18 protein-coding genes are annotated in these 17,233 nt (G+C 66.4%); 5 read left to right on the top strand and 13 right to left on the bottom strand.

Features of this window, described 5'->3' with window-relative positions; all coding sequences use genetic code 11:
* The first annotated feature begins 28 nt into the window (after positions 1 to 28).
* A complete protein-coding gene (locus tag IFT54_RS01765) occupies positions 29 to 445 on the top strand; it encodes a DUF1489 family protein (protein WP_031396430.1) in 417 nt (138 codons plus the stop codon).
* A gap of 9 nt (positions 446 to 454) precedes the next feature.
* Here the strand turns inward: IFT54_RS01765 and IFT54_RS01760 are convergent, their stop codons facing one another.
* The 6 genes from IFT54_RS01760 to IFT54_RS01735 all read right to left on the bottom strand — a co-directional run bounded on the left by IFT54_RS01760 (position 455) and on the right by IFT54_RS01735 (position 6,194).
* Entirely contained in the window at positions 455 to 1,147 is a 693-nt protein-coding gene (locus IFT54_RS01760) for a GIN domain-containing protein (protein ID WP_192069402.1), read from the bottom strand.
* A 52-nt stretch (positions 1,148 to 1,199) separates the two neighbouring features.
* Positions 1,200 to 1,931 (bottom strand): head GIN domain-containing protein, encoded by a 732-nt coding sequence (locus tag IFT54_RS01755; protein ID WP_192069401.1) that lies wholly within the window; start codon positions 1,929 to 1,931, stop codon positions 1,200 to 1,202.
* A 147-nt stretch (positions 1,932 to 2,078) separates the two neighbouring features.
* Positions 2,079 to 2,612 carry a CarD family transcriptional regulator gene (locus IFT54_RS01750; RefSeq protein WP_031393647.1) on the bottom strand — a complete coding sequence of 178 codons (534 nt, stop codon included), beginning with the start codon at positions 2,610 to 2,612 and terminating at the stop codon, positions 2,079 to 2,081.
* 218 nt (positions 2,613 to 2,830) lie between these two features.
* Complete coding sequence (gene fdxA / locus IFT54_RS01745; RefSeq protein WP_031393648.1) at positions 2,831 to 3,172, bottom strand: ferredoxin FdxA; 342 nt, start codon at positions 3,170 to 3,172, stop codon at positions 2,831 to 2,833.
* A 213-nt stretch (positions 3,173 to 3,385) separates the two neighbouring features.
* Positions 3,386 to 3,709, bottom strand: a complete 324-nt coding sequence (locus tag IFT54_RS01740) for an RNA-binding S4 domain-containing protein (RefSeq protein WP_244648453.1) — start codon at positions 3,707 to 3,709, stop codon at positions 3,386 to 3,388.
* Positions 3,702 to 6,194, bottom strand: a complete 2,493-nt coding sequence (locus tag IFT54_RS01735; protein ID WP_192069400.1) for a helicase-related protein — start codon at positions 6,192 to 6,194, stop codon at positions 3,702 to 3,704. The genes IFT54_RS01740 and IFT54_RS01735 overlap by 8 nt, the downstream gene beginning before the upstream one ends.
* A gap of 242 nt (positions 6,195 to 6,436) precedes the next feature.
* Here IFT54_RS01735 and IFT54_RS01730 point away from each other — a divergent pair, with 242 nt between their 5' ends.
* Positions 6,437 to 7,966 carry a peptidoglycan DD-metalloendopeptidase family protein gene (locus tag IFT54_RS01730; RefSeq protein ID WP_192069399.1) on the top strand — a complete coding sequence of 510 codons (1,530 nt, stop codon included), beginning with the start codon at positions 6,437 to 6,439 and terminating at the stop codon, positions 7,964 to 7,966.
* A 240-nt stretch (positions 7,967 to 8,206) separates the two neighbouring features.
* Positions 8,207 to 8,818 carry a BLUF domain-containing protein gene (locus tag IFT54_RS01725; RefSeq protein ID WP_244648541.1) on the top strand — a complete coding sequence of 204 codons (612 nt, stop codon included), beginning with the start codon at positions 8,207 to 8,209 and terminating at the stop codon, positions 8,816 to 8,818.
* A 43-nt stretch (positions 8,819 to 8,861) separates the two neighbouring features.
* Here the strand turns inward: IFT54_RS01725 and IFT54_RS01720 are convergent, their stop codons facing one another.
* From IFT54_RS01720 to IFT54_RS01700, 5 genes are all read right to left on the bottom strand, one after another.
* Positions 8,862 to 10,553: an ATP-binding protein gene (locus IFT54_RS01720; protein WP_192069397.1), complete on the bottom strand. Its 1,692-nt coding sequence runs from the start codon at positions 10,551 to 10,553 to the stop codon at positions 8,862 to 8,864.
* 88 nt (positions 10,554 to 10,641) lie between these two features.
* Positions 10,642 to 11,361 (bottom strand): TIGR02186 family protein, encoded by a 720-nt coding sequence (locus IFT54_RS01715; protein ID WP_052149151.1) that lies wholly within the window; start codon positions 11,359 to 11,361, stop codon positions 10,642 to 10,644.
* 38 nt (positions 11,362 to 11,399) lie between these two features.
* A complete protein-coding gene (locus IFT54_RS01710; RefSeq protein ID WP_037529957.1) occupies positions 11,400 to 12,314 on the bottom strand; it encodes a sulfite exporter TauE/SafE family protein in 915 nt (304 codons plus the stop codon).
* A gap of 43 nt (positions 12,315 to 12,357) precedes the next feature.
* The gene (locus IFT54_RS20340) at positions 12,358 to 13,575 is read right to left on the bottom strand and encodes a hypothetical protein (RefSeq protein ID WP_244648451.1); all 1,218 of its coding nucleotides are present in this window, start codon (positions 13,573 to 13,575) and stop codon (positions 12,358 to 12,360) included.
* Positions 13,541 to 14,056, bottom strand: a complete 516-nt coding sequence (locus IFT54_RS01700) for a hypothetical protein (protein WP_244648449.1) — start codon at positions 14,054 to 14,056, stop codon at positions 13,541 to 13,543. The genes IFT54_RS20340 and IFT54_RS01700 overlap by 35 nt, the downstream gene beginning before the upstream one ends.
* 459 nt (positions 14,057 to 14,515) lie before the next feature.
* On the opposite strand from IFT54_RS01700, the gene IFT54_RS01695 reads away from it, so the two are divergent.
* Positions 14,516 to 14,968 carry a hypothetical protein gene (locus IFT54_RS01695; RefSeq protein WP_137899640.1) on the top strand — a complete coding sequence of 151 codons (453 nt, stop codon included), beginning with the start codon at positions 14,516 to 14,518 and terminating at the stop codon, positions 14,966 to 14,968.
* Between the two features lie 86 nt (positions 14,969 to 15,054).
* Here the strand turns inward: IFT54_RS01695 and IFT54_RS01690 are convergent, their stop codons facing one another.
* Complete coding sequence (locus tag IFT54_RS01690; RefSeq protein WP_107963537.1) at positions 15,055 to 15,660, bottom strand: histidine phosphatase family protein; 606 nt, start codon at positions 15,658 to 15,660, stop codon at positions 15,055 to 15,057.
* A 343-nt stretch (positions 15,661 to 16,003) separates the two neighbouring features.
* Complete coding sequence (locus tag IFT54_RS01685; RefSeq protein ID WP_107963392.1) at positions 16,004 to 16,474, bottom strand: helix-turn-helix domain-containing protein; 471 nt, start codon at positions 16,472 to 16,474, stop codon at positions 16,004 to 16,006.
* A gap of 63 nt (positions 16,475 to 16,537) precedes the next feature.
* On the opposite strand from IFT54_RS01685, the gene IFT54_RS20980 reads away from it, so the two are divergent.
* Entirely contained in the window at positions 16,538 to 16,780 is a 243-nt protein-coding gene (locus IFT54_RS20980) for a helix-turn-helix domain-containing protein (protein ID WP_137899639.1), read from the top strand.
* Positions 16,781 to 17,233 lie beyond the last annotated feature (453 nt).

Raw genomic sequence — 17,233 nt, 5'->3', positions numbered from 1 at the left:
GCGCGGATTAGCGCCCATTTCCAGACGGATGCCGCTTCACCTCACCAAAGTCGCGTTCGGCGCGGACAGCGTCGACCATCTGGCGGAGCGCCTGCGGCTGCGCGGCGAAGAGGGCCCCGTGTTCCTTACCACCCGCTACCTGCCCAAGCGACACGAGGAGGTGGCGGGGCCGGTCGGCGAAGGCGGTTCGATGTACTGGATCCTGAAGCACCAGCTGATCGCGCGGTCGCCGATCCTGGGCTTTGGCGAGGCGGAGGGAGGACGAGTCGCGATCCATATCGATCCCAGACTGGTGCTCGTTCAAGCGCGGCCGAAGCGCGCACATCAGGGGTGGCGGTATCTGGAGGGCGCCGATGCGCCGCTCGATCTGGGCGGCGACGCGACCGGGCTCGACATCATGCCGCCCGCGCTGATGACCAAGCTCGCCGAACTCGCGCTGATCTAGCCTGCGCGCCTAGCGGCCGCAGATCACCGGGCCGGTCGCGGCAGCGCGGACCGTGCAGGCCGCGGTGCCCGCGACCGTGACCGAGCCCGCACCGCCGTTCGTCACCTGCGCGGTGCGGCGCGCCGAGGCGCGGGTTTCGCCGACGCCGTCCTGCATGACGACGAGATCATCGACGGCGAAAGCGGTCGCGTCGATGAGCCCCGGACCACTGACGGTCAGACGCGCCCGCGCACTGCGCCCTGCCAGCGTCATCCGCCCGGTGCCGATGACGGTGGCATTCAGCTGGTCCGCCTGCGCATCGTTCACCGCAAGGCTGCCCGCACCGCTGACCGCGAGATCCAGCCGCATCCCCTTCATGCGATCGATCGTCAGCCGCCCCCCCGCCACGACGCTGGCAAAGGCGAGACGCGGCGTGGACAGCGTCACGATCACCGGGCGCTGCGCCCCCGTCTCGGGGCGTTCGCCCCAGCGGCTCGTGCTCCGCCGGACCGACAGCGTCGCGCCGTCGACGCGGATCTCGACCGCCTCGGTCGCATGCGGATCCCCCGCGACCTTTGCGCCGGGCGATCCCGTGACGAGGCGCACGTCGAACGGACCATCGATCCGGACCCGCTCGAAGCTGCCCACCGACACGCTACGATCGGCCGCGGCTGCGGCGACGGGACAAGCAAACAGGAGCGGCAGGGCAAGGAGACGGATCATTGCCCGATCGTTGCCGCTTCGACGCACCGACGCAAGCCGCGCGCGCAGCGGCTCACGGTGCGCAGCGGACCGAGCCGGAGCCCATCTTGGACACGGTGCACCGCGCGGCGCTGCCCAGGTCGACATCGCCCGACCCCATCATGTCGACGGTGGCGGGGCCATCGACGACCGCGCGGACGCTGCCCGAACCGGCAATCTCGACCCGCGCGGAGCGGGCCTTGAGCCCGGCTGCGTCGACATCCCCCGAGCCCGCGATCTCGACCGCCAGCGCCCGCGCGGATCCCGCCGCCGAGACGCTGCCCGAGCCCGCGATCGAGACGGCGAGATCGTCGACCTTCACCGCCGCGACGCCCAGGCTGCCGGAGCCCGCGACATCGGCTGCGAATCGCGTCCCCTCGACCCGGTCGACGGTCATGTCACCCGATCCCGATATCGCCGCCGCCGCCAGCCGCGGCAGCGTGACGAAGACCTTGACCTTGCCCGATCGGCCCCAGCCAAGATCCACATTCTTGCGCCGCCCGATCTCGAGCGTGTCGCCTTCCCGCTCGATCTTCAGCCGGTCGAGCAGCTCGACCGGTCCCTGGGCGCGCACCGAAAAGCCCGTGCCCACGCGGACATCGACGTCACTCGCACCGCGCAGGTCAATCGTGCTGAAATCGCTGACCATATAGGTGCGGGTCGTGCCGGTGCCGCTCGGCGATGCCCCCGCCCCGTCATCGTCCCCCGGCCAGCTGAACGAGCAGGCAGCAAGCGGCATCATCAGACCGAGCGCGAGATACTTCATGGCATCCTCCTGTGTATTGCCCAAACAATACACCCGATCGGCGAGGGGCGGAAGCGGAATCCTTGGTGGTCGTCGGCCGACGGACCAGAAACGCAAAAGGGCGGCCCCGCGGGACCGCCCTTGCGTCATCGAACGGAGCGCCACCGGTCAGGCGGGCAGCTTGTCCTTGTTGTAGATTGCGGCGGCGGCGCGGAGGATGTCGAGGATCTTCTCCTGCGCCTTGGGCTCGTCAATCTCTTCCATCGCGGCGAGTTCGCGGGCGAGACGGCTGGTCGCACCTTCGAAGATCTGGCGCTCGGAATAGCTCTGCTCGGGCTGGTCGTCGGCGCGGAACAGATCGCGGACCACTTCGGCGATCGACACGAGGTCGCCCGAATTGATCTTCGCCTCATATTCCTGCGCGCGGCGCGACCACATGGTGCGCTTGACCTTGGGCTTGCCCTTGAGCGTGTCCATCGCCTCGCGCATGGTCTTGTCCGAGGACAATTTGCGCATGCCGACGCTTTCGGCCTTGTTGGTCGGAACGCGGAGCGTCATGCGCTCCTTCTCGAAACGGAGGACGTAAAGTTCGAGCGTCATGCCGGCGATTTCCGAGCGTTGCAGCTCGATCACACGGCCGACTCCGTGCTTTGGGTAAACGACGAAATCACCGACGTCGAAGGACAGTGCCTTGGCAGCCATTGGGGGCCTTTCCGGATCAATGCCTCCACGCGGTGCCACAGCGACGCGTTCGCCGGATTGCACCGTGGAGGAATAGGGTTCGAACATACTCCAGGCGGACGACTTGACATATCGCGCCCGTCACGGACCCAATTACCATCTTTTCAACAAAATTACCAGCCGATCGTGACAGCCCTCGTGCCCCAATCCGCCATAAAGACACGAATTTCGTGCGATTTTCAGTCGCCGGCGCCGGGCTCGGGCGAGAAATACTTGTCGAACTTGCCCTCAACGCCCTTCATCGCGTCCGCGTCGGGCGGCGTCTGGTTGTCGTTGCGGGTGACGTTGGGCCACTGCGCAGAGAAGGTCGTGTTGAGTTCGAGCCACTGCTCCAGCCCGCTCTCGGTGTCGGGCAGGATCGCCTCGGCGGGGCATTCGGGTTCGCACACGCCGCAGTCGATGCACTCGCTGGGATTGATCACCAGCATGTTCTCGCCCTCATAGAAGCAATCGACCGGGCACACTTCCACGCAATCCATGTACTTGCAGCGGATGCAGGCATCGGTGACGACGTAGGTCATTGCAGAACTCCTGGGCCGGATTCCTTCCCGGCGACGAACGGCCTGCGACTATGCGCGCAGGCCCGTCGCGTCAATCATAGCAAGCCTTCTGCGAGACGTTATCAGGCTTTCCGGCTCTGACCGCGCCCGCCCGAACCACGCCGTCATCCTGACGAAAGTCAGGATCCAGAGCGGCAGAGCGCGGTCCTTCGATATCCTGGATCCTGACTTTCGTCAGGATGACGGGCGGGGTGGTGCGACGTCGTCCGCTTCGGTGCCGGCGGGGGTCTGGCCGGCGATCAGGTCTTGATAGCACGCCTGCGCTTCGGGGGCGGGACCGCGGCGTGTCGGCAGTGCCTCGATGCGGATCACGCGGACGCGGTCGTTGGCGGCGAAGGTGAGGACGTTGCCGATCCGGACGGGACAGTGTGCGCGGTCGATCGCGCGGCCGTCGATTCGCAGATGCCCCTTCTCGGCGATCGCCTGGGCCGCGCTGCGCGTCTTGGCGAGCCGGACGAACCACAGGAACCGATCGATCCGCATCGCGCCTTCAACCATGGCGGACCAGTGCGGCGAGCCCGGCAAACGCGTTCTGCCGCGACGGGTCGATCGGCGTCGCAGGGACCGCGCGCGCGGGCGGGCGGCCGCGCCAGACCCAACGCGGCGTGTCGCCCGCCAGCGCCTTGAAGCCGAGCTCGGCCATCAGCCGCTCGATCGACGCAGGCTCGAGCCCGATCGAGGTCGCGAGCGCCGGGTCGGGCGCGAACGGTGCGCGGCCGGTGCGCGAATCATGCGCGGCGCGGGCGATACGCTCGATCAGGTCGACACGCACCGCCTGGAGCCCCAGCGGGCGGAACCCGGCCTCGAGCGTCGCGCCGTCGCTGCCGCGTGCGAGCACGGTCGCCCCGTCGCGCGGCGCGGTGATCACCGTCCCGCGGATGCCGGCGAGGATACGGCGCCAGCGCGCCGGCTCGGGCTTGAGCAGGCGGATGTCGAACAGGTCGAGCGCACCGATCATGATCCCGATCTTGCGCAACCGCTTGCGCTCGTCGGGATCGACCGCCTCGAGCGCGAGCCGCATCGGCAGGCGGGGGAGAATCCCGCCCGCTTCCTCGATCGCGCTGGCGACCGCGCGCAGCGCCGGGGTCGCGTCCGCGTCGCGGCTGAGCGCGGCAAGATCGACGAGCACCGCGAGCCGCCGCTTCAGCATCCCCGCGAGCCAGCGCGACAGGCGCGTCTCGATCCGCTCGCGCGCCGCCTTGTCGAGACAGTCGAGTGCACGATCGAGGATCAGTTTCGGGCGGGCGAAGGACGGGCCAGCGCCGAGTCGGGCGACCGGATGCCCCGCCCAGACGATCTGCGCCGACTCGTCGAGCGCGATGTCCGCATCCGGCGCATCGACGAGCGACTGGCCGCGCCGCGTGCGTTCGCCCGCCAGCCGCTTCTCGGCGGCGGCAAGCAGCAGGCGCTTGTCGCTGGCGCGCGCGTCGGCAGCGACGGTGAAGCGGAAGCCGTCGAGCCGGCCGATCGGGTGATCCTCGACCATCACCTCGCCCTCCGGACCGATCACGACGGGAAGCGACGCGGCGTCCGCGCCGATCTGACGCATCAGCGCGGTCGTGCGCTTGTCGACGAACCGCTGCGTCAGGCTGGCATGGAGCGCATCGGACAAACGCTCCTCAAGCGCAGCGGTGCGCGCGGCCCAGTGCGCGGGCTCGGCGAGCCAGTCGGCCCGCTGCGCGATATAGGCCCAGATCCGGGTCGCCGCGATCCGGCCCGCGATCACCGGCACGTCGCCCGCGACGGTGTCGAGCCGCGCGATCTCGTCGGCGAACCATTGGTGCGGGATATGCCCCCGCCCCTCGCTGAGATGCCCGAACACGCGCGAGACGAAGCGCGCATGCGGGTCGAGCCCGACCTTGCGGAAATCGGGGATGCCGCATGCCGCCCAGAGTCGCGCGACCATCTTCGGGTGCCGCGTCCGTTCGCGCACCCAGCCCTCCTCGGCGAGCCGCTTGAGCACGCCGAGGTCGAGCGCCTGGGGTGCGGCACGCAGGACGCCGGCGGGCGGACGCGCCTCGAGGCTGGCAACCAGCGCGTCGATGCTGGCGAAATCGGGTTCGCCCTGCCGCCAGTAGAGATTTTCGAGACGCGGGAAGCGGTGTTCCTCGATCGCGAGCACCTCTTCGGGCAGGAACGCGCCCGGCCCGTCATCGGACAGCGCGCCGAACGTGCCGTCGCGCTGATGCCGGCCCGCACGGCCAGCGATCTGCGCCATCTCGGCCACCGTCAGGCGGCGCTGGCGCTTGCCGTCGAATTTGTTGAGGCTCGCGAACGCGACATGCGCGACGTCCATGTTGAGGCCCATGCCGATCGCGTCGGTGGCGACGAGATAATCGACCTCGCCCGCCTGGAACATCGCGACCTGCGCGTTGCGCGTACGGGGTGACAGCGCGCCCATCACCACCGCCGCACCACCGCGCAGCCGGCGGAGCATCTCGGCGACCGCATAGACCTCCTCGGCCGAGAAGGCGACGATCGCGGAGCGCTTGGGCAGGCGGCTGATCTTCTTGGCGCCCGCATAGGTGAGCGTCGAGAAGCGCGGGCGGTTGACGATCTCCGCCCCGGGCACGAGCGCCTTGATCATCGGTCGCAGCGCCTCGGAGCCGAGAATCATCGTCTCCTCGCGTCCGCGGGCACGGAGCAGCCGGTCGGTGAAGACATGGCCGCGCTCGGGATCGGCGCCCAGCTGCGCCTCGTCCAGCCCGACAAAGGCCACGTCGCGGTCGGGCATCGATTCGGCGGTGCAGAGCAGCCAGCGCGCATCGGGCGGCATGATCTTTTCCTCGCCGGTGACCAGCGCGACGCGATTCGCGCCCTTGATCGCGACGACGCGGTCATAGACCTCGCGCGCCAGCAGCCGCAGCGGGAAGCCGATCATGCCGCTGGAATGCGCACACATCCGCTCGATCGCGAGGTGCGTCTTGCCTGTGTTGGTCGGCCCCAGGACCGCGGTCACGCCGCCGGACACATCGTCACTCATAGCCCAGAACATCGGGCGTAAGGTCGCGCGGCGCAATGACCGGCAGGACAAGTTCGCCGTATTCCGCGCACAGGCTTCCGTCCGCCCCCGCCGCACCACGCCTCGTCGTCGTGCGTGGCTGGCGTAAGGCGGGTTAATTTGACTTTAGGACCCTTGCTGCACAGGACTCCGACCCGCGCCGGGGGGAACGGCGAGCCTGGCCGGAAATGTGCGCCAGGAATTTGGGCCACGAGGTGCGCGACGTGTATCTAGGGACGGAGCAGGAACTGGGGCTGGCCGGCGGCATCGACGCCCGAGGTTTCGGGCGCGCCGCCGCCACCGGTTCCGACGCAATTCCCCGGGGCGTCACGCGGTTGCACGACGCCGCAGCACGGATCGACTGGGTGCCCGATCTGGGCAGCGCGATCGGTAGTGCGACGTGGTGGCGCGGCCTCGCGACCTGCACCGCGCTGTGCGCCGCGACCGTCATGCTCGCCCCCGGCTTTCGTCCGCTGACCGGCGGCGTCCCCGCACCGCTGGCCGGTTCGGCACGCGAGCAGGCGCGGGCACTGGCGATCGCGCCGTTCGGCCAGGGCGCGGATACGGGGCGGCGGATGGCGGCGAACGACCTCGTCGTCCCGCTCGCGCAGGCCCCCGAACGGCCGAGCGTCGACCTTGCCGCGACACTGGGTCAGGGCGATGCGTTCGACCGGGTCCTGATCCGCGCGGGCGTCAGCCGGCGTGACGCCAGTGCTGCATCGGCGCTGATCGCGCAGACGGTCGATCCCGGCGCGATCCCGGCAGGCACGCGGATCGCGCTGACGCTGGGCCGGCGCGCGGATCGCACGGTCGCCCGTCCGCTCGACTCGCTCGCGGTGCGCGCACGATTCGACCTCGACGTATCGCTGCACCGCACCGCGGCGGGTCTGGCGATGACGCGCACGGCGATTGCGGTCGACCGCACCCCGCTACGAATCCAGGGGCTCGCCGGATCGAGCCTCTACCGGTCGATGCGCGCCGCCGGTGTGCCCGCCAAGGCGGTCGAGACCTATATCAAGGCGATCGCGACGCGGCTGTCGATCGGTCGCGACGTCAGCGCGACGGACCGTTTCGACCTGATCGTTGCCCGCGAACGCGCCGCGACCGGCGAAACGCGGATCGGCGCGCTGCTGTTCGCCGGGATCGACCAGGGACGGCGCACGCTGCAGCTCGTCCGCTTCGCACCGGCCGCTGCGACCGACAACCAGTCGGATCTCGACACTGCAGAGGGCGAAGACGCCGGCCGCGGCGGCTGGTTCGATGCCAATGGCCAGACCGAACGCCGCGCCGTGTCGGGCATGCCGGTGATCGGCCGCATCACGTCCGGTTTCGGCCTGCGCGTGCATCCGCTGCTCGGCTTCACGCGGATGCACAAGGGACTCGACATCGGGGCGCCGAGGGGCGCGCCGATCCATGCGATGACCGACGGGGTGGTCAGCTTCGCGGGCCGGACCGGCGGCTATGGCAATTTCGTCAAGCTTGTCCACGGCGGCGGTCTGGCGAGCGGCTATGGCCATATGAGCCGGATCGCGGTCGCATCGGGCACGCGCGTACGCCAGGGTCAGGTCATCGGCTATGTCGGCTCGACCGGCATGTCGACGGGGCCGCATCTCCACTGGGAGGTGTGGAAGAACGGCGGCGCGATCAATCCGCGATCGGTATCGCTGGCGAGCGCGGCACAGCTGTCCGGCCCGGCATTGCGCGCGTTCAAGGCGCGGGTCGCCCGCCTGCTCGCGGTCCGCACCGGCACCTAGGGCCGCGCGACGCGCCGTACGAGCGCGCGACCGATGCCGAGTCCCCGCAGATGCCCGTACCAACTGCGCACACTATTGATCGATCATCTTTCCGAATTCGCGCAGACTAGGCCGCTGTCGATCCTGATCACGGATGCGGCGCCCATACTAAAGTCCGGTTCGTAGTTCTACGATATTACAGGACCGTCATGCACCATGCTAGGCGGGATGCACCATCGCTTTACCGGATATGTGACGATCATGCAGACAGGGCTCTCCTCGACCGCGACCGGACGGCTGATCTCGATCCAGGGCTATGTTCCGGGACGCGCGATGCGCCGCGAGCAGGACTGGGCCCTGCGCGGTGCCAGCCGGCCGCAACCGCGCCCGACACCCGTCACCGCGATCCGGCCCGCCCGCGCGACGCCCGTGCCGGCCTTGCGGACAGTGCTGTATCTGAGCAAGATCAAGCCCGATATCGCGATGGATCAGCGCGCGCTGATGGAGATCGTCAACGAGTCCAGCGCGCGGAACGCACAGGCCGGCATCACCGGCGCGCTGATCATCACCGATCTGCACTTCGTCCAGCTGGTCGAGGGGCCGGATCCGGCGATCTCCAATCTGCTCGCGCGGCTGAGCGCCGACCGGCGCCATAGCGACGTGACGATCATCACGGACATGATCGGCCTCGACCGGGGGTTCCGGCGCTTCTCACTGGCCTATTCGGGTCCCGACACGTTCGTCGACCAGCAGCTCATCCCGATGCTCGCCACCCCGAACGGGCCTGGCAAGTCGGAGATCGCATGCCGCCTGATCAACCGGCTGCGGCTGATGGCGGACAACGAGATCACCGAAACCGACTACGCCGCCTAGGCGCCGCCGCGAGTAGCACCCGCCACGACGACCGACAGCCGGCTTACTTGCCCTGCGCGCGCCATTTCAGGATCGTCCGGTCGATGATCTGCTCCTCGCCGCCGACATCGTGCCACAGCGTCGAGAAGAGCGGATCGCTCGAGGCGGGGCGGCGCGCGTCCTCGAGATCGTCGAACGCGACGCGGATCGGGATCGTCACGCCCTCCCCGCAAATAATGGCCTCGCGATTGCGCAGCGCAGGGATGGATTCGAGAAAGCCGCGTGCGCCCTCGGGCATGGCCGCGCGGACAAAGGCCTGATCGCGTTCGTTGTTGAGCCGCATCGCGACGATCGTCCCGCACTGCGACAGGACGCCTTCCGCCAGATCAGACGGGCGCTGCGTGATCAACCCGAGCGAAACGCCGTATTTGCGGCCCTCCTTGGCGATCCGTCCGAGGATCCGCCCGACCGAGCTCTCCGCCTGACGATCGTTCGGGATGTAGCGATGCGCCTCCTCGCAGACGAGCAGGATCGGTCGCTGCGGCTCGTTGCGCGACCAGATCGCGAAGTCGAACGTCATCCGTGCGAGCATCGCGACGACGACGGCGGTGATGTCCGACGGCACGCCCGACACATCGATGATCGAGATCGGCCGGCCGTCGCCGGGCAGGCGGAAGATGCGCTGGAGAAACGCCGCCATCGTGTCCGCGACGAGCATCCCCGAGAACATGAAGCCATAGCGCGGATCGGCCTTGATCTCGTCGATCTTGCCCTTGAGCCGCAGATAGGGGCTGGTGTCGCCGGCGCGGTCCATCTTACCCATTTCGAGGCTGATGATGCCGGTAAGGTCGCTGAGCAGATAGGGGATCGGCGCGTCGACCGTCAGCTTGGCGATCGCCTGGCCGAGCCGGCTCTTCGCGCGGGCGGCGAGCAGGCATTTGGCGAGGATGTCCGCATCGAACTGGCGCTGTTCCCCGGTGCTGGTCAGGAAGACCTCGCAATGCTCTTCGAAATTCATCAGCCAATAGGGCATTTGCAGGTTCGACACGTCGTGGATCGCGCCGTTCGTGCCAAAGGCCGCGGCATATTCGCCGTGCGGGTCGATCATCACGATATGCCCCTGCGGCGCAAGATCGCAGATCCGGTGCAGGATCAGCGCGGCGGCGGTCGACTTGCCCGTGCCGGTCGAGCCGACGAGCGCGAAATGCTTGCCGAGCATCGCATCGACATACAGCGCGGCGGGAACGTCGGTGGTCGGATAGACGGTGCCGATCGCGATATTCGCGCGGTCCTCGGCGGCATAGACCTCGCGCAGGTCGCGCGTCGTGACCGCGAACACCTCGCAGCCCGGCATGGGATAGCGCGTCACGCCGCGGCGGAATCCGTACAATGCGCCGGTCGCCCGGTCCTCGTCCCCCTCGCCAAGGAAATCGATCTCGCCCGCGATGACGCCGCCCATCGCCGCCTCAAGCGCGAGCGAGCGGACATTGGCGATGATCCATGAGCTGCCGACCCGGATCTTGACCTGGCTGCCGACCTGGCCGGCGGCGGCGAGCACCGCGTCGGGGTGCGCGAGCAGCGGCGCGATCGCGGTCCGGTCGAGCAGGACCCGGCTGCTGGCACCGGCGATCGCGGATATGACGCCGATCGGAGCGTCGGCCTGTCCCCCCGGTGGTGCGTCCGGCCCCGCGCCGTCCGCGATCGCCGCGGCGGCAATCGCCCGCTGGAACAGATGGGCGGCGGGGATGTCGGTCATAGGCGGTCGGTCCTCGATCCTCCGGCTTTTGCCAGATGACCGCATCCATGCCGCGCACGGGTAAAGAATGCGTGAGCGTTCGCGCGCCTCAGACCCGGCGTGCGATCCAGCCGGCCGCCCAGCCGAGAAAGATCGAGAGAAAGACCGCGACCAGGCCATAGGCGATCGCCGACCGGTCTGCCGCGCGCGCGACGAAGCGTTCGAACCCCGATTTGCGGATGTCGATGTCGCGCACCGCCGCGGCCAGCACACGGCCGTCGCGGATCAGGAAGGTTTCCGCGGTGAAGCGCCCGACCGGTACGCGCGCGGGCACCGAAACCCGCGCGCGGTACAGCACGTCATCGGTGATCTCGACCGCGCCCGGCGCCTCGTAATACAGCCCGGCACGCCGTTTCAGGTCGACCAGGCCGCGCTGGAACCGGTCTTGCGTCGGAATCGGCGCGCTCGACGCGGGCGACAATTGCAGGCTGTCGAGGCCGAGTTCGTAGATCGCCCGGGTGCGGTCGTCGACCAGCCGCCCGATCGGCTTGGACGAGGCGATAGCATAGAAACTGGGCGCGGACCGATAGCGCAGCCGCGACGTGTTGACCCAGATGCCGGCGACCTTCTCCTTCTCGCGCATCACGATCGACTGGGTCGGCCCCTTGACGACGACGACGATGTCGGTGGGACTCTCGCCGCTCGGCAGGCGCCCGCCGGGATAGAGGATCGCGCCGAACAGCAGCAGTTCGGCCCCGGTGAAGCTGTAGGCGATCTCGATATTGCGCTGCGACACGTCGGGGACGAGCACCGGCTTGGCCTGTGCCATCAGCAGCGGCGCGAGCAGGAGAAGCGGCGCGCCCGGCTTCACGACAGCGTGACCGAGAAGATCTCCTCGGGCCGCCACACCAGCCCGAGCACGATCCGTGCGCCAACGAGCAGGACCATCACGGCGAGCCCGAGACGGAGATATTCGGGACGGAATTTGGTCGCGAACCGCGCACCGATCTGCGCACCGACGACCGATCCGATCAGCAGCAGCCCGGCCAGCACGATGTCGACCGCCTTGGTTGTCGTCGCATGCACCATCGTCGCCACCGCGGTGACGAACAGCGTCTGGAACAGCGAGGTCCCGACCACCACCGACGTCGCCATGCCGAGCAGGTAGATCATCGCCGGCACCAGGATGAACCCGCCGCCGATCCCCAGCAACATGGTCAGGATCCCGGTCGAAAAGCCGAGCAGCAACGGCGCCAGTGGCGAGATATACAGGCCCGAGGCGTAGAAGCGCGTGCGCAGCGGCAGCGCGGCGACCAGCGGGTGATGGCGTCGCTTGCGTGGCTTGGCGGGGCGGCCCGTCCGCGCGCGGCGGATCGTCCCGATCGATTCGCTCGCCATCATGCCGCCGATCGAGCCGAGCATGACGACATAGACGATCGCGATCACGGTATCGATCTGGCCGCTCTGCTGGAGCAGCCGGAACAGCCAGGCGCCGAAGAACGCGCCCAATATGCCACCTGCGACGAGGACGCCGCCCATCTTCACATCGACGCCGTTGCGGCGGAAATGCGCGAACACGCCCGACACGCTCGCTCCCGTGACCTGGCTGGCGGACGAGGCGGCGGCGACGGTCGGCGGGATGCCGTAGACGATCAGCAGCGGCGTCGTCAGAAAGCCGCCGCCGACCCCGAACATCCCCGACAGGAGCCCGACACCGCCGCCGAGCAGGATGATGACGAGCGCATTGACCGACAGGTTTGCGATGGGAAGATACAGGTCCACGCGCGTCGTTATACGCAAACCGGCCGCGGGGGCTAGCGGCCGGCTAGAAGTCGCTACCGACCGAGAGTGCGGGACCCGAGCCGGGGCGGGCGGTGCCGGCGATACGCTGGCGCCAGTCGAGCGCGAGACGGACCGATCGTCGGCCGAGCGGCACTGCTAGGCCGAGCGACGGGCCAAGATCGCCCCGTGTTGCGCCCCGCTGCGCGCTCACCCATGCGCCGACCCCCGCGTCGAGACGGAGCCTGCCGCGTTCCGCGACGCCGTGCGTCACGCGCGCAGCGCCGTCGACGAACCCTTCGACGCCGTCGCGCATGATCGCCCCTGCCTGACCATAGGTCTCGATCCGCGCGCCCGGTGCGATCTCGGCGGGGCCGTAGCCTGCGATCACGCCGACCGTCGGGCCGCCGCGGCCCCCGTCGAGGACGAAGCGCTGTTCGGCGATCAGACGGACGGGCCAGCGGGTCGGCCGCCATTCGATGCCGAGGGCCGCCTCGCGCCCGCGCCCCTCGAGCGGCGCCGCGACCCGCGCGGTCAGCCCGAGCCGCGGTACCGCGTCGACCGCATAGACGACCCGCACCCCCGCCTGCGATGCGCCCAATTGCCCCCCCGATACCGTACCCGACGCGCCACCGCGCGCGAGCAGCCAGCTGCTGACGCTTAGGGGCGGGTGCAGAGTTGCGCGACTCGCCCCGATCGCGGCCGGACCGAGCGGCGGGAGCATTGCGATCCGGCCCTGCCGGTCAAGCGCAAGGTCGGGCTGGACGTCCATCCCGAATGTGGCGTCACGGTCTGCGGGCCTCATGCGAACGTAGGCAGCGCGCGCAGGCCGTTTTAGGATGACCGCAGCAAGCATCGGCGCGGCGCGGGCATGACCGGGCGACGCGCGGGGACCGTGCCCGATGGCCCCGTAAGGCGGTTGCGGCGGCGTGACACGCCGGTCGGGGCGGTGGGCCGCGGCAGCAGTGATGTTCGCATCGGCGGTGGCGCGACGATGGTCGGTAGCGGCGATACCGACGGCGCGGGCTGCGGGCGAAGATTGCCGATCGTGCCGCGTCCCCGCCGCGACAGTGGGACGCTGCTGGCTGCCAGATCCGCCGGGCGTCAGCACCCCCGCGGCATAGGGTGACAGCACCAGGATCCGCATCACGACCCATGCGCCGAGCGCGGCGGCGAGAAAACGGAGCGGCCGCCCGCCCTTCACCCGTGGCGCAGCGTGCGCGTCCCGCTCACCCTCCCGATGATCGGAGATCGGGAAATTCATGCCGGGTCTTGTCCCAGACCAGCGCCGCGCCGCGGAGCATCGCAATATAGCGGACCACGGCGCGCGGCGCGGCGATGAGGCTGATGACATTGCCGACGACGAAGCGGGGCAGCGACCAGAATGCCTCGGCCAAGCCGTAGATGCGCGCGGTGAAGGCCATCCGCATGCCGAGCCGCCACACGAGAAGCCCGATATTCGCCCCCGCCAGCCAGACGACCGGCATCGCTGGCCAGCCCTGCGCGGCCGGGACCATCGCATGAACCAGGAACGTCAGCACCCAGGCGGTCAGCCCGACATAGGCGGCGGCCAGCACGACCATGCTGAGCGGCGCCCGCCGATCGCGCATCCGCATCCAGTGATCGGCCAGCGCCTGCGGACGAGCCCAGCCGGTCCGGTCCCAGCCGGCCAGCGCGATCCCGGTCATCCAGCGCGCCTTTTGCCGGACGGCGGCGTCGAAGGTCGCCGGGAAGAACGCCCGCACCGCGATCAGCGCGCCCGCATCGTCGACTATCCGCGCAAACCGTCCGGCCCCGCCGAGCTGCGCGATCCGCAGCCCGAGCTCATATTATCCCGTGCACATAGTAATCTTGATTTGAGCTAGATCTAGCGCTGCTGCGTGACGACCGTCACGACATAGCCGTCCACATAACTTTAAGCACCCGATCCATATTTTTTAACAAGCCTAAATGTTCTTCTCGATGGAGCACTCAGTCATTGCCCTGGGTGCGCCATTCTGCGAATCAGCCCAGGCGATGCGGTCAATCCCGCTCGCGGGGCGTCGTAACCCCACTGCTACGTCGATCTGGTCGAGTTTCTCGGCCGGGTGGCCGACGCATATGTCCAGGGTTCTGCCTAAAAGCGGCGGCGCCTTGTGCGACGTGCAGGGTTACGAACGCCCGGCTTTGGCCGGGCATCGCCTCTATATTGGACGGAGGCGACGATGCGTTCTAGACGAGATTCACGGGCAACCGAGCGGCGCAAGGAAGCCGTTGACCTGCTAGTGGCGGTTTTGACCGCCTTTGGGCGTGAGGCAGTTTTCTCGCAAACTTCGCCAATCACCCCAACTGGCCGCTCCGTGTTCGGCGTACTTGCGGAACGAAAAGGGGCATTTTTCCGTCCTGTACCGTTCGATCGAGATGATCTCACCACGCTTACCTGCTATTCCAAAGGCGCAGTAAGCGCCGCTATTCGACAACTGACCGCGAATGGATTTTTGACCGTCACCGGAACGAGGACAGCGCCAATGGCAAAGCTGCAATTCCCTCAATCGGCGATTGATGATTTCACGTCGCGAGAAAAACGGAAAGCCGATCAAGCTCGCAAACACGGCTATGATGGTCCGCTGTGGAGTTTCGGGATCGAGGAGGCGAAGAGCGTTCTCGACGAAGGGTAGAGACATATTCAGCGCGTCGTAGTCTGTGCGTTACCGCTTGTCGTGCTCGCCGACAGCTAAGACGCTCTTTTTATCTACTATTAGATCTATTCGATTGCCCAGCGACCGAAGCTATGATGGAGTTTTACGCACTGAGCATTGCTGATGGCGGGTGCTTCACACTTCCGCCAAAAACCTCTCATCTTGCCTCGGTCATCTGTGTCGGGCGCGGCAACGACCGCACGAACCGCCTGAATGAATTGGCCATGACTGAAGAGAAGGACAATCGACCGCGCCGGCAGTTTCGCAAGGCGATTGAGTGTCGCCTCGGCTCGACGAAGCAATGTGGCAAAGCTTTCTGCTCCCGGACCATCACAGTATGAGGGGTCAAGCTCACTCCAGTACTGTTCGAGATGTGGCATGCGCTCATCGCTACGAGTGCCATTCCAGCGAGACGGCTCCAGATATGTGAACTCTTCGATTGGCCAGACCTCTACCGGCACGTCCGCAAATCTTGCAACAGTCCTGGCTGCTGTTTGTTGCGTTCTTCGATATGGCGAGGTCACAATTAAAGACGGAGTGTCTGTCCACGAAGCGGCGAGCTCACGTGCTTGCTGGTGGCCCAATTCCGTAAGCTCAATTTCTGCGAGATCGTGACATGGGAATCCTGCATTACCCGTGCTTTGACCATGCCTTACAAATATTGCCGTTATCATATCACCCCAACTTTCATGTAGAATGAAAAAATTCAATATCATTTGTCGAATGATAGGTTACCGGCACTTCAAGAGCGGATTTTCAGTGAGCCACAGTGAAGTAATACAATTAATATCAGACCGGGTACGATCGCAGCTAGAAACAGATAGTTTCGGATGGTTTCCCGCATCAAAATTCCCATTGCTCCAGATGCTATAAAAAGAGCATCTGAGAATATGAGCATCACAACTATTAAAGGCCAATTCGGTCTTCGGAAACTGCTCGCTCTAGCTTGAGCAACGCGATCGCGGAGTTCCTGCTCAAATTGATCGGAAAGTTTGGTGGGGAAGTCAGTTCGCCTCAAAAGCGGCCTCCTGTGGACAATGCATGAAAGGCATCACGAACGCGTTCCTTCGCTGCCTCTTCCGCGTTTTCCGGTTCTCGCGCGATCAGATCGGCGAAATTGCGTATGACCTCTTCTGGGAGGGTTAGCCTAGCGCGCTTGGCCAATCTCCTCACCTCACCCCAAAGGCGGTGGCGTCGGTCAGGAGGGCTCAAGGACACTTGCCTAAGAGGGATCAGTCCCGGACCAGAGAGAACCCACTCGGGATCAATATCGAACGCCTTTCGCACCGCAGCTAGCGCCCAAACAGGAGGCACGTTTGTTGCGTTTTCCCAGGACAGGACTTGGCGCCGGGAATAGCCGATTCGGTCGGCAAACTGCTGCTGAGTAAGTCCAGCATGCTCGCGGGCGAGCCTCAGACGCTTAGCTAGCCCCTCCGTGTCACGGCTTTCTTCGTGCTTTTCAGTTGCCGGATCGACGTACGACATTTATCACCTGCTGGTGGAGATATATAGCACTTCGGCATTTAGTCTTAAAGTGTGGAGCCGAACATGATTGATGAGAAGCGCCATAACCGCATCAAAGCTGCTCTCCAACTCAAAGGGAGCAGCCTGAGCGCGGTAGCCCGCCATCTCAACGTTACGCCCACCACGGTTTCAACGGTAAGCCGCGGGTTCCGGAGGTCTCGCCGGATTGAGACTCAAATCGCGGCGGAGCTTGGCTGTGACGTCGAGGATCTCTGGCCTGAGCGATACAAGCGAATTGGAACGGAGGTAGCGATGAAGGTGCCGTGATTGCCGGTTGGCCCTCCGAAAAGGGTCGAACAAAAACCGCGCGAAAGAGAAAAGGCCCAGCTTTGCAGAGCTGAGCCTCTTCGAGATTGGTCGTAACCGACACCTTTCTCCTCGTGTGCTGACGCCATGTCAAGCGGACCGCTTCCGCTGCCGGTGGAGCGCGCCTGTCTTCCGCGCTTCCAATTTGATGAAGGGAGCTACCGGATCGATGGCATTTCAAAGCGCCTTTCCCGCAATTGCATGCGAGAGCCGACCTATGATGAAATCGTATAGCGCCAAAGCGAGTGAAGCTTACCAGGAGATCTCTCGGATAATCAGAGCATTCGCTAAATGCATAGAATTTTCTAATATTAAAAGATCCGAAGATGTAATTCGAATTCTGGTCGATGTTGCTGGATATTCCGGAGCATTCCTAAGTTATCGTGGCACTATAAACCATTTTTTGCGATACTT

Source organism: Sphingomonas sp. CFBP 13714 (assembly GCF_014842205.1).
In the GTDB taxonomy this organism is placed as follows: Bacteria; Pseudomonadota; Alphaproteobacteria; order Sphingomonadales; family Sphingomonadaceae; genus Sphingomonas; species Sphingomonas aerolata.
This window is presented reverse-complemented; position numbering and strand designations above follow the sequence as displayed.